Genomic DNA, 24285 nt, shown 5'->3' on the forward strand with positions numbered 1-24285 from the left:
CCAGGAGGATCCCGTGACCGCCCCCGCCCCGTCCGCCACCGCCCACCACGACGCGCTCATCGACCTCCTCCCCCCGCACTTCCGGTTCGGCGCCGCCACCTCCGCCTTCCAGATCGAGGGAGCCGCCGCCGAGGACGGCCGTACCCCGTCCATCTGGGACACCTTCTGCCGCGTGCCCGGGGCCGTCGACAACGGCGACACCGGCGACGTGGCCTGCGACCACTACCACCGCATGCCCGAGGACGTCGCCCTCCTCGCCTCGCTCGGCCTCGACACGTACCGCTTCTCCGTCTCCTGGCCCCGCGTCCAGCCCGGCGGCCGAGGCCCGGCCAACCCGGCCGGCATCGGCTTCTACGACCGCCTGGTCGACGAACTCCTCGGGTACGGGATCACCCCCTGGCTGACCCTGTACCACTGGGACCTGCCCCAGGAGCTCCAGGACGCCGGCGGCTGGCCGGCCCGCGACACCGCGTACCGCTTCGCCGACTACGCGGAACTCGTCCACGAGCGCCTCGGCGACCGCGTCACCCACTGGACCACCCTCAACGAACCCTTCTGCTCGGCCGTCCTCGGTCACGTCGAAGGGATCCACGCACCCGGCGGCCGCTCCCTCGCCGACGGCGTCCGGGCCGTGCACCACCTGCACCTCGCCCACGGCCTCGCGGTCCAGCGCCTGCGGTCCGCCGCCCGCCGTCCCCTCGACCTGGCCGTCACCCACCTCCTCGGCACCAGCCGGCCCGCCACCGACAGCCCCGCCGACCGCGAGGCCGCCCGCCGGGCCGACGCGATCGGCTTCCGCTTCTACCTCGACCCGATCCTGCGCGGCCGCTACCCGCAGGACCTGATCGACGACCTCGCCGCACACGGCATCGAGATCCCCGTCCGGGACGGGGACCTGCCGATCATCGCCGGTCCCATCGACACGCTCGGCGTCAACTACTACCGCTCCATGCGCACGTCCGGAGCCGACGAGCACGGCGCCACCACCGACGCCCGGGGCCTGCCCGTCACCCGCAACCTCCCGCACGGCGGCCTCCCGGTCACCGGCCTCGGCTGGGAGGTGATGCCCCACGACCTCACCGAGCTGCTCCTGCGCGTCTCCCGCGACTATCCCGGCACCCCGATGGTCGTCACCGAGAACGGCGCCGCGTACGAGGACCGCCCCGACGCCCACGGCTTCGTCGACGACACCGACCGCACCGCCTACCTCGCCGCCCACCTCGCGGCGGTGGCCCGGGCCCGTACCGGCGGAGCGGACGTCCGCGGCTACTTCGCCTGGTCGCTCCTGGACAACTTCGAATGGGCCTACGGCTACGACAAGCGCTTCGGCCTCGTCCGCGTCGACTACCCCACCCAGACCCGCACGCCGAAGCGCAGCGCCCTGTGGCTCCGCGACACGGCCCGGCGGGTCCGACGGTCCGCGTGATCGAGAAGCCCCGCCCGGTCGGCCGGGCGGGGCTTCAGCGACCTGCTGTGCGGGCGGTCAGCCCACCAGGTGGTTCTCGCGTGCGGGGCCCTCCGAGGGCACCGCGGGCCGCTGCGCGAGCTTCTCGCCCTCGACGTCGATGTTCGGGAGGAGCCGGTCGAGCCACTTCGGGAGCCACCAGGCGGCCTTGCCGAGCAGGGCGAAGAGCGCGGGCACGATGGCCATGCGGACGACGAACGCGTCGAAGAGGACGGCGGCGGCGAGACCGAAGCCGATCATCTTGACGAAGTCGTTGTCCTCGACGATGAAGCCCGAGAAGACGCTGGTCATGATGATCGCCGCCGCGCTGACGACCCGGCCGCCGTACCGGAACCCGGTGACGACCGCCTCGGCGGGGCGGGCGCCGTGGACGTACGCCTCGCGCATCCGGGACACCAGGAAGACCTCGTAGTCCATGGCGAGACCGAAGACCACGCCGATCATGAAGATCGGCAGGGTGCTCATGACCGGGCCCGGCTGGTCGACGCCGAAGAGGTCGGCGAGCCAGCCCCACTGGAAGACGGCCACGACGGCCCCGAGCGCCGCGGACACCGACAGGAGGAAGCCGAGCGCCGCCTTGAGGGGGACGAGCACGGAGCGGAAGACGAGCATGAGCAGGAGGAAGGCGAGGCCGACGACCAGGGCGAGATAGGGGAGCAGGGCGTCGTCCAGCGTCCGGGAGAAGTCGATGAACATCGCGGTCTGCCCGGCGACCAGGATCTCGGAGGCGCCCGACCGGGACTCCAGACCCTCGGTCATGCCTCGGAGGGAGCGGACGAGGTCCTCGGTCCTCGCGTCGGTGGGACCGGTGGCGGGGACGAGGGTGACGAGGGCGGTGTCGCCCGAGGCGTTGACGGTGGCGGGGGAGACGGCGTCGACCCCGCGGACGCCCTCCAGGGCCGTGCGGACCCGCTCCGCCGCGGCCTTCGCGTCCCCGGCCTCGACGGTGACGGTCAGCGGCCCGTTGAACCCGGGACCGAAGGCGTCGGACAGCAGGTCGTACGCCTTGCGCTGGGTGGTGTGCGGGGCCATCGATCCCTCGCCCGGCAGGCCCAGTTCGAGGCTCGCGGCGGGTACGGCGACGGCGCCCAGGCTCACGACGCCGAGGAGCAGGACGGCGACGGGGTGCCGGAGCACGAGTCCGGCCCAGCGGGCGCCGAGGTTGGGCCTGTCGCGGGCCGCGCGCTTGTCGGCCTTGCGCTGCTGACGCTTCGACAGCGGCTTGCCGGTGTACTGCTTGCGGTCCCTGCGGGCCAGGACCCTGACGGGGGCGAAACCGAGGAGCGCGGGCACGAGGGTGATCGCGACGAGTACGGCGACGGCGACCGTGCCGGCGGCGGTGAGGCCCATCTTCGTGAGCATCGGGACGTTCACGACGGCGAGCCCCGACAGGGCGATGATCACGGTGAGGCCCGCGAAGACGACGGCGGAGCCGGCGGTGCCCACGGCACGGGAGGCGGCATCCGCGCGCTCCCGCCCCTCGGTGATCTCGGAGCGGTAGCGGGAAACGATGAACAGGGCGTAGTCGATGCCGACGGCGAGACCGATCATCATCGCGAGCATCGAGGTCGTGGACGACAGACCGAGGGTGCTGCCCAGCGCGGCGATGCCGCTGACGCCGATGCCGACACCGATCACGGCCGTCAGCAGGGGCATGCCGGCGGCGACCAGGGAACCGAAGGTGAGGAGCAGGACGACGGCGGAGACGAGGATGCCGATCTTCTCGCCCGTCCCGCTCATCGCCTGCTCGATCGCGACGGCGTCGCCGCCCGCCTCGACGGCGAGGCCCGTGTCCCGGGCCTGCTCCAGGGCGTCGGTGAGACCGTCGTGCGCCGCGTCGGTCAGCTCGGTGGCGCGCGTCTCGTACGTGACGTACGCGTACGCGGTCGTCCCGTCCCCGCTCACGGCGTTCGCCTCGAACGGACCCGCCACGCGCGCTACTTGAGGCGCCTCGGACAGATCCTTGACGAGCTGCTGGACCTGCGCCCTGCGGGCGGGGGAGGTGATCTTCTCGGCGCCGGGGGCGCGGATGACGACGCGGGCGGCGGCACCGTCCGCGCGGGCGTCGGGGAACTTCTCCTGGAGGAGGTCGAAGGCCTTCTGCGACTCCGTGCCGGGCATCGAGAAGGTGTCCGCGGGCGGTGCGGCGGCGGTGGAGGCCGCGACGCCCGCGCCGACGAGGGCCAGGAGCCACAGGAGGACGACCAGGCCCCGCCGTCGGAAGGCGAAGCGGCCCAGTTGGGCGAGGAAAGTGGCCACGGTGGAGGAATCCTGTCGGTGAGGTGGTCGGTGGGTGGGTGGGGTGGTTCGTGCGTGGGTTGGTCGGTGGGTGGGCCGGGACGCCGCCGAGGGCATGCCGAAGACGCCGACGGCGGCGGACCGGTGTGGTGGGGAGGGATGCGGCTACGAGGCGGGGGAGGAGCCGCGCTGCACGAGGGTGATGACCTTGGCCGGGCAGACGCCGGCGGCGACGCGGACGGCCGCGTGCTGTTCCTGCGGCGGTCGGGCGTTCAGGAGGAGGACAAGGCCCTGCTCCTCGTCCTGGTCGAAGACCTGAGGGGCGGTGAGGGCGCACATGCCGGCGCCGAGGCAGCGTGCGCGGTCGACGCGGATGACCAGGGGATCCGTGGATTCCATGGAATCCACGGGATCAGCTCTCGTCCCAGGTGACCGGCAGCCGGTGTACGCCGTAGATGTTCATGTCCGTCCGCAGGGGCACCTCGTCGGCCGGCACGTCGAGCCGCAGCGTCGGGAACCGCCTCAGCAGCGCCGGCAGCGCCACCGCCATCTCGACGCGGGCCAGTTGCTGGCCCAGGCACTGATGGATGCCGTGCCCGAAGCCCAGATGTCCCGTGGCCTTGCAGTGGACGTCGAGGGTGTCGGGGTCGGGGAACCGCTCCGGGTCCCGGTTGGCGGCTTCCAGGGAGAGGGTGACGCTCTCGCCCGCCTTGACGAGCCGGCCGTCCAGCTCGACGTCCTCCAGCGCGGACTTCACGCTGGTGTGGGCGATGGTCAGGTAGCGCATGAGCTCTTCGACGGCCTGGGGGGCGAGCTCCGGGTCCGCCCGCAGGGCGTCGGCCTGGGCGGGATGGGTGAGGAGCGCGAACGTCCCGTGGGCGATCATGTTGGCGGTGGTGTCGAGCCCGGCGGCGAGCAGGAAGCCCCCGACACCCACCAGTTCCTCGTCGGTGAGGTCCGAGTCCTGGGCCAGATCCCCGAGCAGGTCGTCGGTGGGTGCGGCGCGCCTGGCGGCGACCAGCTCGGCCATGTACTCCTGGAGCCCGACGTAGGCGGCGTACTGGTCCTCGGGTGACACGTCCCTGGACATGAGGATGTCGGCGTGCCCCTGGAAGCGCCCGCGGTCGGCGTACGGGACGCCGAGCAGCTCGCAGATCATCAGCGCGGGCAGCGGGCGGGCGAAGGCCTCGACCAGGTCGGCGCCGGGGCCGCCGCGCTCCATCGCGTCCAAGTGCTCGGAGGTGATCTCCGCGACCCGGTCGGAGAGCTGCCGCATCCGGCGGACGGTGAACCTGCCGGTCAGGATGCGCCGGAAGCGGGTGTGCTCGGGCGCGTCCATCCCGGTCATGTCGCCGACCGGGGCGGGCGGCAGCGGGCCCTCGGGCCCCCCGGGGAAGGGGTAGTGCATCAGCTCGTACCGCGAGCTGAAACGGCTGTCCCCCATGATCGCGCGGACCGTGGAGTAGCCGGTGGCCAGCCAGCCGACGTGCCCGTCGGGGTACGTCATGCGGACGAGCGGCCGTTCCTCGCGCAGCTCCGCCAGCCCGGCGGGCGGGTCGAAGGGGCAGCCGGCGGTGCGCCGGGTGGGGAGGGTGACGGGCTCGGGGTGGGGTAAGCGCTCCTGCTGCATGGTGTCCTCCGTGGTGGATGACGTGCGGTGGCGGGGAGTTCAGGCGCGGCGGATCACGATGTCGCCGACCCCGGTGTGGGCGTGGATCTCGACGGTCTCCTCGGCGGTGTCGGGACCCTCGGCGGCGCCGAGCGCGTTGCGCACGGTGCCGACCCGGGTGTTGACGTCCAGCCAGGCCGCGGTGGACTCCCGTACGCCGACCTCCACGTCGTGCGCGGCGGCCTGGAGCTGGATCACGCCCCGGACCACCTCGTCGACGCGGATGGCGCCGTTGGCGGACCTGGCGTCCACGGAGGCGTGGGCGAGGCCGACCGTGATGCGGCCGTTGGAGGAGTTGGCCTTCAGGTCACCGGTGATCTCGCCGATCTCGATCTCGCCGTTGCCGTTCTTGATGACGGCCGTGCCCGCGATCTCGCCGAACTCGATCCGGCCCTGACCGTGGATCTCGGCACGGCCGGTCGCCCGGTTGACCTGGATGTCGCCGTGGCTGGTCCGCAGATGGGTGGCGCCGGCCTCGTCGAGCCGGATGTCGCCGAGCGCGGCCTTGACCCGGCACTCGCCGAGCGGCCCCTCGCTGGTGAAGTCCCCGATGGAGGCGGTGCCGTTGAGGCGCGAGCCCGCCGGCAGCTCGACGGTGATCTCGATCGATCCGTGCTTGCCGAACGGCGAGCGCTTCTTCGGCCCCTTCACGGTCAGGGTGCCGTTGGCGTACGTGACCTTGGTCTGCTGGGCGACGCGTACGTCGACGTCCTCGGCTCCGTTGCTCGGCAGCACCTCGACGACCGTGTCCGTACGCTCGCCGGCCACGAGCCGCACGTTCCCGACCTCGAAGTCCAGGATCGCGGTGATGGGCTCGGGGGTCTCGAAAGAAGGCATGGCTGTCCCGTCCTCTTGGCTCTGGTGTGTGAATGCGCAGGTGGTGCGGGTGACGTGGGGAAGCGGTGGTCCGGCTAGCGGACCCATCCCCGGTAGCTCTGGCCCACCCGGGTGGCGCGCGGGGCGGGCCGGTCCGTGCCGGCCGGTTCCAGGGCGCCGGCCACCGCCCGTACGAGCCAGGCGTTGACCGACAGGCCCTCCTGGCCGGCGGCGTCCTCCACGCGGGCCTTGAGGTGGGCCGGGAGCCGGAAGTTGATGCGCGCGGTGCTCCCGTCGTCGCCGTCCCCGGCGAGTGGTGCCACCGGTGCCGTCCGTGGCGCCATCGGTGCCGCCATGGGGGTGGCGTCCTCGTTCGGCGTCTCGGAGCCGAGCGGCGACGTCACCACGAACTCGGGGTCCGTCCCCCGCAGCCGTACGTCCACCGAGCCCGGCGCCAGCTCGCGGGTGATCTCCTCCGAGGCGGCGGACAGTGCGTTGAGGAGGGTCAGGCGGGCGGCCGACTCCAGGGGGGCGGTCAGCCGCTCGGCCAGGGCGCGCGCTTCGTCACCGCCGGCGTTGGCGGCGACCGCGAGCTCGTTGCGGAGGTGGTCGACGTAGGGGGTCAGGTCCATGAAGAGATAGTGGCACCACTGTGGCGCCATTGCAAGTCCCCGTGGCGCCAAATGGCGCCGCCGGGTGTCATCTGGCGCCATGCGGTGCCATGCGGTGCCATGTAGTGCCATGTGGCGTCGTGCGGCGCCGCATGGTGGTGCGCCATGCGCTGGGCTATTCGGCGTGCTGCCGCCGCACCATCTCCGTGATCCAGACCGGGGCGTACGGCGTTCCTCCGCGTGCCTATGGCGTGGGGCGAACGCGCGCCGGACCCGGTGCGGGCCCGTCCTCCACGCGGCCGATCACCACCAGGTTGCCGTCCGGGGTGCGGCGGGCGACGTCGCCGGTGCGGACGTAGCCGTCTGCGGTGAAGGCGCGCGCGGTGTGGTCGGGTGCCCGGTAGTAGCCGCGCGGGGTGGACGGGCCGCGGGCGAGGAGCTCGCCCGGCTCCCCGTCGGGCACGTCCCGGCCGTCGGTGCCGACGATGCGGATCTCGTCGTCGGGCGAGAGCGGGCGGCCGTGGGTGGTGAGCACCGTCTCGTCCGGATCGGTGAGCCGGGTGAGCGTGAGGAGCCCCTCGGCGGCGCAGGAGAACCGCTGCAGACGGCAGCCCAGCTCGGAGCCGATCCGTTCGGCGGTCGTCCGGGGGAGGGGCGCACCGCCGACCTGGACGAGCCGCAGACTGCTCACGTCGGCCCCGGCCGTGGGGAGCGCGTCGAGCCAGCGCTCGGCGACGGCGGGCGTCACCGACGTGACGGTGACCCGCTCGCGCTCGATGGCGGGCAGGCAGGCGTCGGGTCCCGGGTCGTCGGCCAGGACGACGGTGCCGCCGACGGAGAGGGTGCCGACGATGCCGGGGCAGCCGAAGGCGAGGGGCGACTCGGCGGGCAGTGCGGCGAGGTAGACGTCGTCCTCGGTGAGCGACACCAGCTCGGCGGCGGCCCGCGCCTGGTAGGCGGAGTCGTTGTGGGTGCGCGGGACGAGCGGGGGTGCGGTCTCGGGACCGCCGGAGGGCAGGAGGAACGCCACCCGGTCGGCGCTCTGCGGGAGCGGAGGCTCGGACGGGGAGTCGAGGGAGTTCAGCGGGAGGTAGTGGCAGTTCGACGCGTCGACCGTGAGGCCCCCGTAGGGGGAGTAGTCGCCGGGCGCCTCGTACGTGAACACCCGCCGCAGGAAGGGGCCTTGGGAGGCGATCTCCGCGGCCATCGCCGTGTGGTCGAAGCCCGCGTACGTCGACGGGCCGACGTAGCCGACGGCCTCGGTGGCCCGTACGAGATGGGCGACCTCGGGCGTGCGGTGCGAGAGGGGGCAGAAGACGGGGACCAGGCCGGCGCGCATCACCGCGAACACGGTGGAGACGAACTCGGGAACGTTCGGCAGCTGGACGACGATCCACTGCCCGGGGCGGAGGCCGAGCAGCCGAAGCCCGGCGGCCATGCGGTCCACACGCCGGTTCAGGGCGGCGTACGTGACGCGGGTGTCGCCGTGCACGAGGGCGGTCCGCTGCCCGTACTGCACGGCCCAGCCGCGCAGGAGGTTGTCCAGCGTGTTGCCGCGCCAGTGCCCGGCCGCCCAGTAGCGGTCGGCGAACTCCTCGGGCCAGGGCGTACAGCCGTCGAGCATGGATGGCATCCGCTTCCTCTGCACTTCCGACAGAGGGGGAATCCCGCCGTCCTGGCTTCGGCCATGAAATCCGCCGGCACCTCCACGGACAAGACGCCTTCCCGACCAAGGGCGCGGAACGCCCTCGGCGGAAGATCCAATGAACGCTGCTGACCAGGGGAGACGGCAGGGTGGCGCGTAGAGGGCGGCGTGCTGCCGTGGGGTCAGGAGCGGCTGCTCGGCGCGGTCATTGCGCCTGCCGGGTGCGCGCGTAGTGGCGGCGGGCGCGGTCGCGGTTGCCGCAGTCGCCGGAGCTGCACCATCGCCGGGTGCCGCTGCGGCTGCGGTCGAGGAAGAACCAGCCGCAGCCGGGCCCTCCGCAGCGCCGGACGCGATCGAGGCCCGGGCCGGCCAGCAGGGCCTCGGCCTCCAGGGCGAGTGCGTGGCCCAGGTCGGCGAGCCGCCCCGTGCCGGGCTGCCAGCGCAGCGGGAACGCGGGCGGCAGTTCCGCGTTCTCGTGGGCCAGCAGGATCACCTGCCGGAGGTCGTTCCACGGGTCGGGCGGCGGGGGTTCGCCCTCGGTGAGCGCGTCCAGGACGGGCCAGAGCAGGGCGCGGAGGTGGTGCAGCGCGGCCAGTTGCCGCTCGGTCTCCTCGGCCTCGGCCGTCGCCAGCGCCTCTTGGAGCTCCGCGGACTGCCGTGACGTGAGCAGTCCGGCGGCGACGGCCCACCGCGCCCATGCCGTGCCGCTCTTCACCCGCTCGGCCCGGCGGTCGGGGTCGGTCCGCCAGGCGACGGTGTTGGCGAAGTCCAGTACCGGGTGTCCGCCCATGAGCGTCACACCGGCACTTGTGTCGGGCGTGCGTACCCCGACGTCGGATCCGTTCTTCTCTGCTGCCACGGCATCAGTCTACCCTTCTAACAGCCATAAGCGCTTATGGCTGTTAGATTGCGGGGCATGACAAGCTCCCTGCCGGTGACGCGAGACGTCGCCACACCTCGTGAGCGCTTCCGCTCAGGGCTCCACGTCGGGTCCGGACTGGCAGCCGCCTCGTTCCTCCTCGCCACCAGCTTCGGCGCGCTGACGCAGGCGCAGGGCTGGGGCACCCTCGCGCCCGTCCTCTGCTCCCTGGTGGTCTTCTCCGGCTCCGCGCAGTTCGCCCTGGTGGCGGCTTTCGGCACCGGCGGAGGCATCGTCTCCGCCGTCACCGCCGCGGCTCTGATCAACAGCCGGTTCCTCCCCATGGGCATGGCCGTCGCCGGCGACCTCCGCGGCGGCCCGCTGCGCCGGGCCCTCGAAGGCCAGGCGGTGGTCGACGGCTCGTGGGCCGCGGCGCACCGCGGCGGCGGACGCTTCGACCGGTACGTGCTCTTCGGCGCGACCTTGATCCAGTGGCCGGCGTGGGTCGCCGGGACCGCGCTGGGCGTCGCCGTCGCTCCCGAGCCGGAGCTCCTGCACACGCTCGGGCTCGACGTCCTCACCCCCGCCCTCTTCGTGACGTTCCTGATCGGCGAGCTCCACAAGGAGCGGGCCAACCGACTGCCGGCGCTGCTCGGCGGGGCCATCGCGGCAGGACTGGTCCTCTTCCTCCCCACCGGGCCGGCGCTGATGGGCGCGGCCACCGCCGCCCTCATCGCCCTCGTCAGGCCCGCCACAGAGGCCCCCGCCAGGCCCGCTCCCGCCGACAGCCCCGCCGACTCCGCTGCCGAGGTGGATGCATGACCCTCTGGATCGCCATCGGCGCCGTCGCCCTGGTCAGCTTCACCTTCAAGGCCGTCGGGCCGGCGGTGCTGGGCAGCCGCGAACTGCCCGCACGCGCCCGGTCCGTGATCGCCCTCTTCGCGCCGGCCCTGCTCGCCGGCTTCCTCGTGACGGGCCTCGTCGGGCCGGGCTGGAGCGCCGTCGACCCCACCCTGTTCGCCGGACTCGCGGCCGTGGTCGCCCTGCGCCACTACAAGGCGCCGATGCCGGTGGCCCTCCTGGGCGCGGTGGGGGTCACGGCGCTCCTCCGGCTCTGGACCGGGTGAAATCCGGCGGTCGACCTCACCGGTCCGCCATGGCCTCCGCGATCGCCTGCCCGGTCGTGACCTTCGAGAGGTAGAAGTTCGCCTTGTGCGGGCTGGATCCGTTGTCGACCGTGTAGGTGCTGTCGAAGCGGGCACCCGGCGGGCGGTTCGTGTCGAAGACGGTGGCCAGGTCGGGGCGGGCGGCGACGAAGTCGTCCCGGTCCGCGAGGTTGATCCAGCGGGCGACGCACGACGGGAACGAAGGGGGCTGGAGAAGGCGGCGGTTGACGGCGCTCAGGCCGAGAGGGCTCCCGAGGGTGATGAACAGCGGCAGGGGCGACGTCCGCTCCCGAACCGCCTCGTAGGCGACGACCGACCCGAGACTGTGCCCGATGACGACGCGGGTGTCGTCGTCGAGGCACTGCCGGACCTGGTCGAGGGCGTACGTGCGGACATCGGGATCCGTCAGGTAACGGACCACCTGCCCCAGGGTCTTGTTGACGCGTCCCGCTCCGGCGAGGCCCGCCTGACTGAGCCAGGGAAGCCGGTCGACCGCCGCGATCACCCTTCCCTTGACGGCGCCGATGCCCTGCGCCTGCTCCATGTCCTGCTCCAGCGCCCGCAGTTCGAGCCGCGCGTTCCCGGCGTCCCTCCTGCTGCTGGAGTCCGTGGCGTTGACCAGCCAGGCGTACGCGACCTCCTCGGCCGCGTCCTGCTGTGCGACGGGGATCCCGTCGGCGGGCCCGCCCTGGTCGGGGACGCCGAACTTCTTCCCGTAGAAGGCCATGCGGATGAGACGGGGCCCGTTGGGTGCCGGGGGCCAGAGCCGGTCGGCCAGGGTCGCGTGTCCGGCGTTGCGCACGCCTCCCGCGAGTGCGGGCAGCCAGGCGCTTTCGAGTGTGTCGGCCGCCTCTTGTTCCTGGGCGATGCCGTGGACCAGGATGATCGAAGTCATACCCGGACTCCTCTGTGCGGAGCTGCGTTCTCGGCCCCTGTGTTCCATTGTGGAGGTATGGCGGGCGAGCGAGCATCCCGGCGAGCCCTGGTGATCGGATCCCAGTGTGACGCCTTGGGTACGCTCGGTTTCCTGCCCGGGCTCGCGCAGGAGCTGGCCGACGTCCTGACCGCTCCCCGGCTGGGGGACTGCACCAGCGCGCTGGAGTCGGGGCCCGTCCTCCTGAACCCGACCCGTTCCGCCCTGGTCGGCGCGCTCGACGAAGCCTTCCGGAGCGCCGACAGGACGGAATCGACGCTGGTCCTGGCGCTCATCGGCCATGGGGTCTCCAGCGGCGAGGACTTCTACTTCCTCCCCGTCGACGGGACCGGCCTGGGCCGCTCCGGCGAGGACGTGCTGCTCTCCCAGCTCCTCAAGGAGCAGTTGCGGGACTCGCCGCGGCTCGACGGACTGCTCGTCCTCCTCGACACCTGTCACGCCGGCGTGGGTGCGGCGCAGGCCGGTGCCTGGCGCGAGGTCGGCCTCGGCCGCCACCTGAGACGCTACGAGATCCTGACCGCGAGCGCGGACGCCCCCGCCTTCGGCGGAAGGGTCACGGAGTGCCTGATCGAGGTGGTGCGCCGGGGAGTCGGCAACGCCGGGTCCACCGTCGACTCCCGGTACCTGCGGAAACCCATGATGGAGGCCGCCGGCGACCAGCGGCCCCAGCGCATCACCCACGACGGAGGCAGCTGGGCGGCGGACGGCGACGAGGGCCTGTGGTGGGCCCACAACGCGGCACGCGCCCTGGTCGGTGCGGGATCCGACGCCGCTGTCGCGGTCCTGGACAGGATCACCGAGCTCACCGGCCACATCCAGCCCACGGCCGTCCTGGGAGAGCTGGTGGCCGCGACGGAGTCCAGCACACGTGTGGCACTGGTCGGCCCGCGAGGGAGCGGGAAGTCGACCCTCGCCGCAGCCCTCGCCCTGGGGCCCGACGAGTTCCTCCATGGCATCGTCTTCGGTACGCGGTCGAGTACCGTCGCCAGCGTCGCCGAGACACTGGCCGCCGAACTCCGCATCACGGTTCCCGGGTTCCCCGAAGCCGCCCAGGACTACCTGTCACGACTCAGCCCCGCCGAGCGGGAGGGTTTCGACGCGCTGGAGCAGCACGTCCTCGGTCCCCTCGCGCTCGTTCGACCCCCTTCCCCCGTACGCCTGGTGATAGACGCCTTGGACGAACTGCCCACCGCGACCCGGAGCGTTCTCGTGCGAGCGCTGAGCGCGGCGGGCCCCCACGTGCACGTCGTCACCACCGGCAGACCGGCCTCCGTCCGGGTCACCGGAAGCGTCCTCGTCGACACCGACCGGACCGGCCCCGAGGCCATCGAGGCGTACGCGCGCGGACGCGGCGTCGCGGAGGCCCACGTCCCCTCCATCGTCCGGCGGGCCGACGGGAACTGGCTACTCGCCCACCTCCTCACGGACAGCGCACTGCGCCCCGGCTACTCCCCGGCGGCCCCGGGCGACGACACGACGGCCGTCCTCCGAGCTCTGTACGAGGGCGAACTCATCGCGGCGGGTGCCGACGACCCGACGGAGTGGCGCACCGCCATCCGGCCCGTCATCGGCGCACTGGCCGTCGCCGCCGCGGGCCCCACCGTCCCCCTCCCGCTGCTCGTCGCCGCCAGCCGCCACCTGCACGGCCCCGGCACCGTCACCCAGGTGCGCGACACCCTCGTCCGCCTCTCCGGGCTCGTCGTCCGCACCCGACCGGGGCAACTGGACGAACACGTCGGCCTGTTCCACGCGAGCCTCGCGGAGGACTACCTGCTCCGGCCGGGCGACGCCCAGTTCGGCATCGACCCGGCCGACTGCCACGCCGCCATGGTCGCGGCCATCGACGAGTGCGCACCCCTCGCCCAGCACACGCCGCAGAGCCCGCTGCACCGGTACGCCCTCCGGTCCGAGGCCCGGCACCGCTGGTACGCCTCCCACGACTCCGCGGCCGTCATCCACAGCCTGCTCGGCCGCCCCGCCGAAACCGTCGTCGACGAACGGGAACGGTGGCAGCCCTGGCCGGCGGCCTTCGCCGCGGTGCTCGGGCCCGAGCACGCGAACACCTTCTACGCCCGGTCCGAGCTGGCCCGATGGACGGGGATGGGCGGAGACGCGGCCTCGGCCCGTGACCAGTACGCCGCACTACTCCCTGTCATGGAGCGCGCGCTGGGTCCCGCGCACCCGAGCACGCTGGTCCTTCGTACCTACCTCATCGACTGGACGGAGGCGGCGGGCGGCACGACCGGCATGCTCGATCGGCACAGCGAGCTGCTTCCCCTCTTCACCGAGGTCAGGGGGGCGTCACACCCGGACACGCTGGCCGTCGCGTTGAACGTGGCGCGGAGCATCGGGACGGCCGGGAACGAGACATCCGCGCGAGACCAGTGCGCCCGACTTCTGCCGGTCTTCGAGCAGGTGCTCGGCCCGGAACACCGCCACACGCTCACCCTGCGGAGCGAGCTCGCCAAGTGGACCGCGGCCGCGGGCGACAGGGACGCCGCTCTCGACCTGAGCGAGGAGTTGCTCCCCGACCTGGAGCGCGTGCTCGGTCTGCACGATGAGGTGACCCTGGCCTGCTGGGACCACGTCGCCGGCTGGATCGGAGAGTCGGGTGACCCGGGCAACGCGAGGGCGCTGTGCGTCGAGCTGGTGGGTGTGCGAGAACGCGTCCTCGGAGCGGAGCATCCGGACACCCTGAGAGCGCGGGAGAGGCTCGCCCGATGGACGGGGGCAGCGGGGGACCCGGCCGGCGAGCGTGACCTGGACGTACAGCTGCTCCCTGCGATGAATCGGGTGCTCGGTTCGGAACACCCGCTCACGCTGACCTTGCGCTGCAATCTCGCCAGTGCGACCGCGCGGGCGGGCGATCCGGCAACGGCCCGTGACATGCAGGCCGAGGTGTTGCCGGTGCTCGAACGAGGGTGGGGACCTGAGCACCCCGATGTGATCGGGCTCCGGCACAATCTCGCAACCACTATCGGCCGGGCCGGCGACGAGACGATCGCCCGCGACCAGTGCGCCGCACTGATACCGGTCTTCGAGCGGGTACTCGGCCCGGAACACCCCCGCACGCTCCACCTCCGGTTGGACCTGTCCACCTGGACGGGCGTGGCCGGGGACGCGAACGCCGCCGCCCGGCAATGTGCCGTGCTCCTGCCGCTCGCCGAGCGGGTCCTCGGGGCGGACCACCCGATCTCTCTCGCCGTGCGGGACAGCCGCGACACCTGGCGGTCGCGATGGCGGCCACGGCTCCGTGGCGGCAGACTCCTGTAGCCCTCACCGGAACTCGTGGACCACCTGGATCTCGCCCACGATGTGGGCGTTGAAGTCGTCCAGCTCCTCGGCCGGAACCCAGAGCTCCAGGATCGTCCGCCCACCGGCCTGTTGGACGGGATACCGGCGCAGGAACTCCGTGTCGACCTCGAAGCGGGTGACGAACCCCGCCCCGTCGTGCTTCACGTTCCAGTCCCGCGCGATCCTGATCGCGTAGTCCTCGTCGAGGACCGGATAGAAGATCGGCTGCTCGGGGAGACGCGGCGGCCACGCACGCCAGTTCAGCTCGCGGACGAGGTCCAGCTCCACGGGTCCGGTGGGCCGCCACAGGGTCGTCGTCGGCTGAAGGCCGGTCATGTGCATCGCTCTCTTGGCAGGGGCGGCCGGGGATACGGCCGACGGGGACCCCGGACACTAGCCGCAGCGCAGAACGGCAGGCCACCCGATATCCGCGCCGGGGCCGCCGTCGCGACCGCACACGCCGGCCCGGCGGGGGTGTCCCGTCGGGCCGGCGTCGAGGTGGGGCGTCGTCAGCAGGCGTCGACCCAGAGGTGGGAGCCGACATGGTCGTTGACGGGCTCGCCCTGGCCCACGCCCTCGCCGAAGAACGTCAGGCCGGAGGCGCCGAGGTCGGGAATCGAGTGGCCCTGGTGGAGGCAGACCCACGAGCCTTCCCAGGAGGTGCCGCGGAAGAGCTTGACGTCCTCACCGCGGCCGGGGAAGCCGTTGTTCCAGATGTCCGAGACCCTGTCCCGGCAGCCGGCCCAGTTGCCGTTGGGCCCGTTCCACCTGCAGTGGAATCCGCCCGCGTGGGGGTGCTCCCAGGCGTAAAGGAAGCCGTCCGGGACGGCAACCGCCGCCGGGGCGACGGCCGCCGGGGCCTCGGGGACGGCGACGCGGGCGTCGGCCACCGGGGCCGTGAGCAGGGTGAGGGCTCCGACCATGAGAGCAGTGGCCAGGGCACGCTTGATGCGCATGGTGGTTCTCCTTCTGGGTGGGTGGCCGTACCGCCGTGTGCGGCGCGGCCGGTGGGGCCGCCGTGTGCCTCGTGGCACGCGGCGGAGTCGTGGGGCCCGGACGGTCAGTCCCGTGGGCCGTCGCCCAGGACACGGCGGGCGCGGGGCAGTGCCGCCGTCCTCAGCCGCTCCCGTGTCTCGACGTCCGCGCGGTACTCGCGGGCCAGGAGCCTGCCGTGGTGGGCGTCGAGATCCCGGGCCGTACGGGCCAGCGCCGACTCCCGGGCGCACCGGACCTCCGCCAGGGCGAGGGCCACCTCGCGGTCCTTGCCGAGGGGGCGTACGGGGGACAGCGCGGCGGTCCGGGCGTCGGCCGGTGTCGCGAACTCGTGCCCGGCGCGCCGCATGCAGCCCCGCCACGCGCCGAGCCGCCGCAGGTAGCCGCTGTCGGCCGTGACGCGGCTCCGGCGGATCCAGTCCAGGGCGTCGACGCGGGTCGAGGCACGGAACCAGGCGCCGAGGTCTCCGTAGAGCGCGCCCTGGGCCTCCGCGACGCACCCCCGATCGCTGCGCCGTACGGTTCCGCCGCCCGGTAGGCGGACGGTCAGCCCGTCGGGTGACGTGCCGTTGGCAGCGGCCAGCGCCTTCGCCTTCCGGTCCGCCGGGAGCGCGGCGAAGTAGGTGCGGTTCGGATCGCTCGCCGCGCGGGCCTCCCGGTGCCGTCGCAGGTCGGAGCCGTATCCGTGCCGTCGGGCCCGGTCGGCGTCGTCGAGGACGTACACGAAGGCCGTGCCCCCGGCGTCCTCGTCGAGCGGGAACACCCGGTACGTGAAGCCGTGCCGGCGCATGCAGTCCCGCAGCAGCCGCTGCTCGGCGTCGTGGAGCAGCCGGTCCTCGGCGGTCACCGCTCCCGTGGAGCCGGGGCGCACGGGAGGTGGTCGTTCGCCGGCGGCCGGTTCGCCGAAGCCGGCGAGCAGCGTCGCGGCGAGGGCGATCGTGGCGCCGGTGACCACCACGGTGACCGCCAGGGTGGCGGCGACGGGGGAGCGGCGGGCAGAGCTGTGCCGGGGCATGAGGGTCTCCTGCGGTGGGTCGGGAGGGTCGGGGAGGTGCGGGGAAGGTCGGGGACGACCGGGGCCCGAGGTGGCGGGGAAGGGCGTTGGCGTCGGTGCGCCGGAGTGCGGCGGCCACGTGGCTCCGCCGCACGGCGCGGGTTCGCACCGGGGGCGGGACGCCCGGTCGGGTGCCGCTGTCGAGCGGTGCCGTGGCCGGACAACCGAAGTCTGTGCCGGGCGGGAAGCGGCCCGCAACCGTGTCCCGCCCGCTTCGGCGAAGTCGGGATCCCGGCGCCGCTGACCTGCGGGGACTCTCCTGTCCCGGGACAAAGGAGTCCCCGGGACAGGAGCCGGGAACGGCGCAACGCGACGGCGGCCGCGTCGTTCTCGTGGTGTGCCCCGCGCAGCGCACCGAGGCGCGGGACCAGTGAAGAGCAGCCGACACCGAGGTCGCCCGCGACGGCGGGCCGGCCCGAACCGAGGGAGCCGATCCGTGAGCCGATCCGTGGACCACCGGAACGAGCGGGAGAGCGGACTTCTCCGCCGCGCGGACGCGAGAAGCCGCCGGGCAGGCGGACCGATCGGCAGGGGACGGGCCGCGTCCCGGCGGGGGTTCCTCGCGGCCGTGGCGCTGGGCGGCGCGGCTGCCTGCCTCGCCGCGCTCCCCGGCGCCGCCACCACCACACCCCTCGCCCCGGCCGCCGCAGCCCACGCACCCGCGCCGCCCTCGCCGACCGGGCCGCCCACGCCCGTCCTCGACCAGGACTTCGCCGACCCGGACGTCGTGCGGGTCGGCGGGGTCTTCCACGCCTACGCCACCAACGCCCACGGCAGGAACATCCAGCACGCCACCTCCACCGACCTGGTCCACTGGACGGTCGACGGGGCGGACGTCCTGCCCGAGGTCGGCGCCTGGGTCACGCTCGATCCGCCGGGCCATGTCTGGGCACCGGAAGTCTTCGACAACGGCGACGGCTTCACGCTCCACTACACGGCCCGCGACCGGGCCGGCGGGCGCCAGTGCATCGGCGTCGCGCTCGCGTCCTCGCCCGGCGGCCCGTTCCGGCCGGTCGGCGACGGCCCCCTGGTCTGTCCGACCGGGCAGGGCGGCGCGATCGACGCGTCGAGCTACACCGAGAACGGCACCCGCCACCTCCTCTGGAAGAGCGACGGGAACTGCTGCCAGTTGGACACCTGGCTCCATCTCCAGCCCGTCTCGTGGGACGGCACCCGGGTCACCGGGGACCCCGTCCGGCTCATCAAGCAGGACGATCCCCACAGCTGGGAGCAGGGCCTCGTCGAGGCACCCACCCTCGTGAAGAGGGACGGCCGTTACGTCCTCCTGTATTCGGGCGGCGACTACCGCACCCAGGCCTACGCCGCGGGCTGGGCGACCGCCGACGCGCTCACCGGGCCGTACGTGAAGGGGAGCGGGCCGTTCATGACGACGGCGTCCTTCGCGGGAGCGATCGGCGGACCGGGCGGCCAGGACGTCGTGACCGGCCCCGACGGCCGGGACCGGCTCCTCTTCCACGGCCGGGGCGCCGACGCCTCACGACGGGTGCTGTACGCCGCCGACCTGGGATTCGCCGACGGCCGTCCGGTCGTGCGCGGCAGCAAGGCGGTGTACGAGGCAGAGCTCGCCCGGGTGCACGCGGCGACTGTCCGCGAGGCGCGGAACGCCTGGGGCGACCGGGCCGTCGGGCACATCGACGAACCCGACAGCTTCGTGGAGTTCCGCGTCTTCGCCGCCTCGCCCGGCCGCCACACCCTGGCCGTGCGCTACGGCAACGGCTCGCTGGACGACGCGGGCGCGCCTGCCGCCGCGTCGCACCTGCTGACCGTCAACGGCACGCGTGCGGGCGCCGTCGACTACCCGTACACCGGGTGGGACGAGTGGACGTCGCGCGAGGTGCCGGTGGACCTGCGCGAGGGGTGGAACACGGTCCGTCTGACGAAGGGCGACCGGTACACGGAGCTCGACGCCGTGGAGGTGTCGTAGGGCCTGTCCGGCCACTTCGTGTCAGGCCCACTTCTGAGGTGTCGTCCCGTCGCACGGCAGCACCCGCAGACCGCCCGCGCTGTCGGCCAGACAGTGCCGGGCCGTCGTGCTCCTGACCTCGACGGCCGTGTCGTCCCGCGCGGTGACGGTCCACCGCTGTGACGCGGACGAGCCGCAGACCGTGGTGGTCAGGCCGCCGGGATGGTGGTCCAGGCACTCTCCCGTCGCGTGGTTCCTGAGCAGGGTGCTGCCGTCCTCCGTCGTGCGGACGGTCCAGCGCTGGTACGACATGCCGTTGCACGCGAAGGACCGGGTGCCCTGGTCGAGACTGTCGTCGAGGCACGCGCCCGTCGCCCGGCTCACGAAGATGCGGGTGATCTCCGACGTGGCGGACGTGGCGGACGTGGCGGACGCGCCCTGTGTGCCCGCCGAGGAATCGCCGGCGCCTGCCGGGGCCTGCGGCCGGGCGAGTACCAGGACCGCACTCACGACGCCGATCACCAGGCCGATCGCGGCCCCCGCGACGGCCCAGGCCACGTGCCGTCTCCGCACGGAGAGCGGGCGCCGCGCCGGCTCGGGCAGGACGGCGTCCGACGCCTCGGCGGCGATCGCGGGCCCGTCGGCGTCCTGCGACGCGGCGGCCTCCTGCGGAGCCTCCGCGTCCGCCTCCGCGTCCGCCTCCACCTCCGTCGGACCGGCGTCCTGAACCGGTACGTCCCCGCCCGGTTCGCCTCCCTCGCCCGGCTGACGCCGGACCGGTTTGCGCTGGCTGCGGTCGGCGGCCTCCCACAAGTGCCGGTACGCGGAGGGGTCGCCGTCGAGGACCTCGCACAGGGCGCGCACCGTGGACCACGGGGGAACGGTGCTGCCGAGGAAGTAACGGGACAGCGACGAGTCGCTGATGCGGACGCTCGTTTCGAGGGTCCGGAGCGTGCATCCGGAGCGCCGCTGGAGGTCGCGCAGCGCCCTGCCCAGCGCGCGGGCCGGCTCCTGGTCGTCAGGCCGGTCGGCAGCCATGATGGCGCCCTTCGCCGCAGGGACAAATGGTGTTCCAGCAGGTCAGAACCCTAGGGGGCGGCAGATCGTGGTGGCAAACAGGAGCACTCTCCCGAAGGACCCCGAGGCCGCCGGTTGACGTGGCGCCGGCCGACGGCCGCCGGAGTGCCGTCGGCACACCCACCTTTTTGTGGGTACTTGCCGGGGGAGGGGCGCGGGGAGAACCTGGTGGTGGCCGAGGGAACGGAGAGGGAAAGGAGACGGTCGAACGGTCAGGACGCGGCGCGCTCCTCGGCGAGCCGGTCCAGCCTGCGGTGGCCCCAGTCGGAGAGGGGCGCCAGCGCGTCGGAGAGCTCGCGGCCGAAGTCGGTCAGGGAGTAGACGGTCTTCGGCGGCACCACGTCGTGCACCTCGCGGTGCACGAGGCCGTCCGACTCCATCTCCCGCAGGGCCTGGGTCAGTACCTTCTCGCTGATCGCCGGGATCCGCCGGCGCAGCTCACCGGGCCGGTGCGGGCCGGATTCGAGCATCCAGAGCAGCAGGGTCTTCCACTTGCCGTCGATCACTGCGACGGCCGCGGTCACGCCGCAGACCTCCGTGTCTGCGGCCCGGCCACGCGTCATCGTGCTCGTCCCCGTCCTCGTACCTCGGTCATGTCTTTTCTTCTTACCTCATGTACAAGGGAGTTCCGCGATGTCTTCTTCCCCTTCTTCCTCCCCTTCTTCTTCCCCGACCTCGTCCGAGGTGCCGTCCGTGACGGTCGTCGGACTCGGCCCCATGGGCCGTGCGCTGGCCGGTGCGTTCGTGGCCGCCGGGGTCCGTACCACCGTGTGGAACCGCACCCCGGGCCGGGACCGTGAGCTGGTCGCGCGGGGCGCGATCGGGGCGGCGACGGTCGAGGAAGCGGTCGGCGCGAGCCCGCTCAGCGTCGTCTGCCTGGTCAATTACGACGCGACGGACGCCGTACTCCGTCAGGTCGCCGTCACGGCGGCGCTGAAGGGCCGCACCCTGGTGAACCTCACGGCCGACACCCCGGACCGGGCCCGGGACACCGGCCGTTGGGCCGGCGATCACGGCATCCGGTATCTCGACGGCGCCATCATGACGCCCACCCCGACCATCGGCACGCCGCAGGCTGTGTTCCTGCACAGCGGCCCGGCCGAGCTCTACGCCGAACACCGGCCGGTGCTCGACGTCCTGGGCGGCAGCCACACGCACCTCGGTGAGGACATCGCCCGGGCGGCGGCGTACGACATCGCGCTGCTCGACATCTTCTGGACGTCGATGGCGGGGTACGTCCACGCGGTCGCCCTGGCGGGGGCGGAGGGCGTCTCGCCGAGCGAACTGGCCCCGTTCGCCCAGGGCATCGGCGCGATCCTGCCGCCGCTGTTCCAGGAACTGGCCGAGGACCTGGAGAGCGGTGCCTACTCGGGCGAGGGCAATCCGCTGACGTCCGCGGTGTCGTCCATGGCGCACATCGTCCAGGCGTCCGAGGCCCACGGCATCGACGCGGGCGTGATGCGGGCGGCCGAGGGGCTCGCGCGCCGCACGGTGGGCCTGGGCCACGGCGCCGAGGGCTTCATCCGGATCGCCGAAGTCCTCACCCGTCGCTGAGAGTTCGGCGCTCGCCGACGGGTTCCGGGTCCGTCGCCCCGAAGCACTCCTCCGGGGCGACCTCCCGGCCCTCCTCCGTGCGGACCCGGGTGAGGGCGAGGGCGTGGTTGTGGCCCGTGTGGGCGGCGGCTCCCGTGACGATGACGACGCCCTCGTCCTCGGTGTGGAGGACCAGTCCGGGCGTTCCGGCGTAGGTGTGGCGCGTGACCGTGGCGGCGAGGATGTCGAGCCGCCGGCCGTGGTGGTGGGTGTACGCGGCCGGGTACGCGTTCCGTCGGGCGTCGACGAACCGCGCGAGGGACTCCGCCGGAAGGGACCAGTCGATCCGGCCGTCCTCGACGGAGTGGGTCCGTACGGGGATGTCGGCGCCCCGCCCTCGGGGACGGTCGCTCCCCGCCGGTTCGTGCACGACGCCGGCCGGTGCCGGTTCGAGGTGGCGGTGCACCCGCCGTAACAGGGAGCCCAGTTGGTCGCGTTCCGCCGGGTTCAGCGGGGCGAGGATCTCGTCGTCCGCCGATGCGATGTCGGCGCTGAGGTCGGCGAGTGCGGCCCTGCCCTCGTCGGTCAGTGCGACGACGACGCGGCGCCGGTCGGAGCGGTCCCGGACGCAGTCCACGTGCCCGGCCCGCTCCAGGTCGTTGACGATCTTCACGAGGTCGCTGGCGTTGATGTCGAGCCGGGCGGCCAGGGCCGTCTTCATCTGCGGGCCGAGGTCGCCGAGCAGCGCCAGCACGGTGAGGTGCCACAGCCGGAGCCCCCGGGCGGCCAGCCGGTCGGTAAGCCGCCGACGCGCGGCCTTGCCGATGGCGGTCAGGAGGTACGCGTGGAGGTCGAGGACGCTCGGCGGCGTCGTGCGCGCCGGGGCACCGGTGGCGGGCGGCGCGACCGGTGTCTCGCCCGGGAGCGCGGGGAGCGTCAGGTCGGTACCGGCGAGCGCCGCGAGGACCCGCGCCCAGTCGGTCGGTACGTTCGAGAGGCCGACGAAGGCGAACTGCTTGCCTTCCGGGTCGTGTGCCGTCCCGGAGACGACCGACTGCTCCATGACTCATCCTTAGGTGAGGCTAACCTAATATTCATTCAGCGACGCACCCCGGGACCTTCCGGGGCACGTCAGTGGCTATGCGGTGGCCGTCCGCAGCTCCAGCGTGCAGCACTTCACGCTGCCACCGGCCTTGAGGAGTTCCGAGAGGTCCACGCCGATGGGGTGGAAGCCCCGGGCGCGCAACTGCTCGGTCATTCCCGTGGCGTTGTGCGGCAGCACCACGTTGTAGCCGTCCGAGGTCGCGTTGAGTCCGAAGACCGCCGCGTCCTCGGCCGTGGCGATGACGGCGTCGGGGAACAGGCGCCGCAGGACCGCGAGGCTGCCCGGCGAGAAGGCCGCCGGGTAGTACGCGATCGTCCGCTCGTCGAGCACCGTCAGCGCGGTGTCGAGGTGGTAGTAGTCCGGGTCCACGAGCGTCAGCCCGATGACGGGGCGCCCGAAGAACTCCTGCGCCTCGTCGTGCGAGCGCGGGTCGCTGCGGAAGCCCGTACCGGCGAGCAGCCAGTCGCCGGTCAACAGGTAGTCCCCCTCGCCCTCGTTGACGACGTCGGCGGTGCGGAGGTCGGGGAACCCGTTGTCGCGCAGCCAGTCGTGGTAGGCGGGACCCTCCGCGATGCGCTCGGCGTCGCGGAACCTCGCCACGAGCGCCCGGCCGTCGATCACCGTGGCGCCGTTGGCGGCGAAGACCATGTCGGGGAGGCCGGGGAGGGGGTCGATCGTGTCGACGGTGTGCCCGAGGCTCAGGTAGACCTCGCGCAGCTTCTCCCACTGGGTGATGGCCAGTTGGGTGTCGACGGGCTTCGCCGGGTCCATCCAGGGGTTGATGGAGTAGACCACGTCGAAGTGGGTGGGCCGGCACATGAGGTAGTGCCGAGGCCGTGCGGTACGCATGGTGAGGGTCCTCGATGTCAGGGGCGGCCGGTGAGGTAGCCGCCCATGGAAGTGAAGTACTCGGCCGCGGACAGCTCGCGGCCGTCGTCCGTGCGGACGCGGGTGACGGCCAGGCCGTGGTTGCGGCCCGTGCGCGCGTCGGCTCCGGCGACGATGACGACGCCGTCGCCCTCGCGGTAGAAGATCCGGCCGGGCGTCCCGCCGTAACGGCCCGTGGAGACCACGGCGGAGAGGACTTCGAGACGCCTTCCGCGGTGGAAGGTGAAGGCGGCCGGATACGGGTCGGACTGGGCACGGACCAGGCGCTCCAGCACCTCGGCCGGCCAGCTCCAGTCGATCCGGATGTCCTCCTCGGCCCGCTTGTGGAAGAAGCTGGCCTGCGACCTGTCCTGCCGGGTGAACTCGGTCTGCCCGGAGGCGATCAGGCCGAGGGCGCCGATCGTGACCGGGGCGATGAGGTCGACCGTCTTGTGGAACAGGTCCGTCGCCGTGTCGGTCGGCTCCACGGCCACCGACTCCTGCCGGACGATGTCGCCGGCGTCGAGCACCTCGTCCATCATGTGGGCCGTGACGCCCACTTCCGGCTCGCCGTTGATCAGCGCCCAGATCAGCGGCGAGAAGCCGGCGTACTTCGGCAGCAGGGAGTCGTGGACGTTCAGCGTGCCGTGGCGCGGGAGATCGTAGATCCGCGGCGGGATCCACGTACGCCAGTTGTTGGCCACGATGATGTCCGGATCGGCCTCCTTGAGCCGCTCGAACAGCTCCTCGTCGTCCGGCCGGTTGCGGATGACGACGGGCACGCCGTGCTCCGCCGCCAGGTCGGCGACCGAGTCGCTCCAGATCTTCTCGTACGCGTGCTCGCTCTTGGGGTGCGTCACGACCAACACCACGTCGTGCTCGGAGTCCAGGAGCGCTTGGAGGGTGCGATGGCCCCAGGTCTGATAACCGAACATGACGACCCGCATGGGCTTCCTCCTCGGAAGAGCGATTGATCGGCGTAAGTAAAGCAAGGCTTACCTAACATCACAACTGGGTGATGTTTCAAGGCTGTTC

Annotated in this window: 22 protein-coding genes; 6 read left to right on the forward strand and 16 right to left on the reverse strand. The window is 72.8% G+C overall.

The features are described 5' to 3' along the window. Positions 1-13: 13 nt before the first annotated feature. The gene (locus tag ACZ6K0_RS22400; RefSeq protein WP_469229859.1) at positions 14-1426 is read left to right on the forward strand and encodes a GH1 family beta-glucosidase; all 1413 of its coding nucleotides are present in this window, start codon (positions 14-16) and stop codon (positions 1424-1426) included. Between the two features lie 57 nt (positions 1427-1483). Here the strand turns inward: ACZ6K0_RS22400 and ACZ6K0_RS22405 are convergent, their stop codons facing one another. The 7 genes from ACZ6K0_RS22405 to ACZ6K0_RS22435 all read right to left on the reverse strand — a co-directional run bounded on the left by ACZ6K0_RS22405 (position 1484) and on the right by ACZ6K0_RS22435 (position 9303). Further along, a complete protein-coding gene (locus ACZ6K0_RS22405) occupies positions 1484-3724 on the reverse strand; it encodes an MMPL family transporter (RefSeq protein ID WP_469229861.1) in 2241 nt (746 codons plus the stop codon). A 144-nt stretch (positions 3725-3868) separates the two neighbouring features. Continuing rightward, positions 3869-4102, reverse strand: coding sequence for a ferredoxin (locus tag ACZ6K0_RS22410; RefSeq protein WP_469229863.1), 234 nt, complete (start codon positions 4100-4102; stop codon positions 3869-3871). Between the two features lie 13 nt (positions 4103-4115). Next, positions 4116-5333 (reverse strand): cytochrome P450, encoded by a 1218-nt coding sequence (locus ACZ6K0_RS22415; protein WP_469229865.1) that lies wholly within the window; start codon positions 5331-5333, stop codon positions 4116-4118. A 39-nt stretch (positions 5334-5372) separates the two neighbouring features. Further along, positions 5373-6209: a DUF4097 family beta strand repeat-containing protein gene (locus ACZ6K0_RS22420; RefSeq protein WP_376403633.1), complete on the reverse strand. Its 837-nt coding sequence runs from the start codon at positions 6207-6209 to the stop codon at positions 5373-5375. Positions 6210-6283: 74 nt separating this feature from the next. Further along, on the reverse strand, positions 6284-6820 hold the full coding sequence (locus ACZ6K0_RS22425; protein WP_469229867.1) for a hypothetical protein: 537 nt from the start codon (positions 6818-6820) through the stop codon (positions 6284-6286). A gap of 223 nt (positions 6821-7043) precedes the next feature. After that, positions 7044-8432, reverse strand: a complete 1389-nt coding sequence (locus tag ACZ6K0_RS22430; protein ID WP_469229869.1) for a (2,3-dihydroxybenzoyl)adenylate synthase — start codon at positions 8430-8432, stop codon at positions 7044-7046. A 217-nt stretch (positions 8433-8649) separates the two neighbouring features. Continuing rightward, positions 8650-9303: a CGNR zinc finger domain-containing protein gene (locus ACZ6K0_RS22435; protein WP_469229871.1), complete on the reverse strand. Its 654-nt coding sequence runs from the start codon at positions 9301-9303 to the stop codon at positions 8650-8652. A 57-nt stretch (positions 9304-9360) separates the two neighbouring features. On the opposite strand from ACZ6K0_RS22435, the gene ACZ6K0_RS22440 reads away from it, so the two are divergent. Together ACZ6K0_RS22440 and ACZ6K0_RS22445 are read left to right on the forward strand one after the other, a co-directional pair. Beyond that, entirely contained in the window at positions 9361-10125 is a 765-nt protein-coding gene (locus ACZ6K0_RS22440; protein ID WP_469229873.1) for an AzlC family ABC transporter permease, read from the forward strand. After that, positions 10122-10430, forward strand: coding sequence for an AzlD domain-containing protein (locus tag ACZ6K0_RS22445; RefSeq protein ID WP_376403623.1), 309 nt, complete (start codon positions 10122-10124; stop codon positions 10428-10430). Before ACZ6K0_RS22440 ends, ACZ6K0_RS22445 begins: the two co-directional genes overlap by 4 nt. A gap of 16 nt (positions 10431-10446) precedes the next feature. On the opposite strand, the gene ACZ6K0_RS22450 is transcribed toward ACZ6K0_RS22445, so the two are convergent. Next, the gene (locus tag ACZ6K0_RS22450) at positions 10447-11364 is read right to left on the reverse strand and encodes a hypothetical protein (RefSeq protein WP_376403621.1); all 918 of its coding nucleotides are present in this window, start codon (positions 11362-11364) and stop codon (positions 10447-10449) included. Between the two features lie 114 nt (positions 11365-11478). Between ACZ6K0_RS22450 and ACZ6K0_RS22455 the strand changes: the two genes are divergently transcribed. Then, positions 11479-14676 carry a tetratricopeptide repeat protein gene (locus ACZ6K0_RS22455; RefSeq protein WP_469229876.1) on the forward strand — a complete coding sequence of 1066 codons (3198 nt, stop codon included), beginning with the start codon at positions 11479-11481 and terminating at the stop codon, positions 14674-14676. Positions 14677-14679: 3 nt separating this feature from the next. On the opposite strand, the gene ACZ6K0_RS22460 is transcribed toward ACZ6K0_RS22455, so the two are convergent. From ACZ6K0_RS22460 to ACZ6K0_RS22470, 3 genes are all read right to left on the reverse strand, one after another. Continuing rightward, positions 14680-15033, reverse strand: coding sequence for a hypothetical protein (locus ACZ6K0_RS22460; protein WP_469229878.1), 354 nt, complete (start codon positions 15031-15033; stop codon positions 14680-14682). Positions 15034-15206: 173 nt separating this feature from the next. Further along, positions 15207-15653 carry a hypothetical protein gene (locus tag ACZ6K0_RS22465; RefSeq protein WP_469229880.1) on the reverse strand — a complete coding sequence of 149 codons (447 nt, stop codon included), beginning with the start codon at positions 15651-15653 and terminating at the stop codon, positions 15207-15209. A 104-nt stretch (positions 15654-15757) separates the two neighbouring features. Then, positions 15758-16705 (reverse strand): hypothetical protein, encoded by a 948-nt coding sequence (locus tag ACZ6K0_RS22470; protein ID WP_469229881.1) that lies wholly within the window; start codon positions 16703-16705, stop codon positions 15758-15760. Positions 16706-17180: 475 nt separating this feature from the next. On the opposite strand from ACZ6K0_RS22470, the gene ACZ6K0_RS22475 reads away from it, so the two are divergent. Continuing rightward, positions 17181-18689 (forward strand): family 43 glycosylhydrolase, encoded by a 1509-nt coding sequence (locus ACZ6K0_RS22475; protein ID WP_469229883.1) that lies wholly within the window; start codon positions 17181-17183, stop codon positions 18687-18689. 21 nt (positions 18690-18710) lie between these two features. On the opposite strand, the gene ACZ6K0_RS22480 is transcribed toward ACZ6K0_RS22475, so the two are convergent. Together ACZ6K0_RS22480 and ACZ6K0_RS22485 are read right to left on the reverse strand one after the other, a co-directional pair. Next, entirely contained in the window at positions 18711-19706 is a 996-nt protein-coding gene (locus ACZ6K0_RS22480) for an RICIN domain-containing protein (RefSeq protein ID WP_469229885.1), read from the reverse strand. 251 nt (positions 19707-19957) lie between these two features. Then, positions 19958-20308: a winged helix-turn-helix transcriptional regulator gene (locus ACZ6K0_RS22485; RefSeq protein ID WP_376403605.1), complete on the reverse strand. Its 351-nt coding sequence runs from the start codon at positions 20306-20308 to the stop codon at positions 19958-19960. Positions 20309-20378: 70 nt separating this feature from the next. Here ACZ6K0_RS22485 and ACZ6K0_RS22490 point away from each other — a divergent pair, with 70 nt between their 5' ends. Next, positions 20379-21299, forward strand: coding sequence for an NAD(P)-dependent oxidoreductase (locus tag ACZ6K0_RS22490; RefSeq protein ID WP_469229887.1), 921 nt, complete (start codon positions 20379-20381; stop codon positions 21297-21299). Here the strand turns inward: ACZ6K0_RS22490 and ACZ6K0_RS22495 are convergent. The 3 genes from ACZ6K0_RS22495 to ACZ6K0_RS22505 form a co-directional block, all read right to left on the reverse strand. Beyond that, positions 21286-22341, reverse strand: coding sequence for a MarR family winged helix-turn-helix transcriptional regulator (locus ACZ6K0_RS22495; protein WP_469229889.1), 1056 nt, complete (start codon positions 22339-22341; stop codon positions 21286-21288). The two genes, ACZ6K0_RS22490 and ACZ6K0_RS22495, sit on opposite strands and share 14 nt — an antisense overlap. A gap of 75 nt (positions 22342-22416) precedes the next feature. After that, complete coding sequence (gene ddaH / locus ACZ6K0_RS22500) at positions 22417-23232, reverse strand: dimethylargininase (protein ID WP_469229890.1); 816 nt, start codon at positions 23230-23232, stop codon at positions 22417-22419. 17 nt (positions 23233-23249) lie between these two features. After that, the gene (locus ACZ6K0_RS22505) at positions 23250-24197 is read right to left on the reverse strand and encodes a methionyl-tRNA formyltransferase (RefSeq protein WP_469229892.1); all 948 of its coding nucleotides are present in this window, start codon (positions 24195-24197) and stop codon (positions 23250-23252) included. Positions 24198-24285 lie beyond the last annotated feature (88 nt).

It is taken from the genome of Streptomyces sp. NPDC042346, from assembly GCF_055581845.1.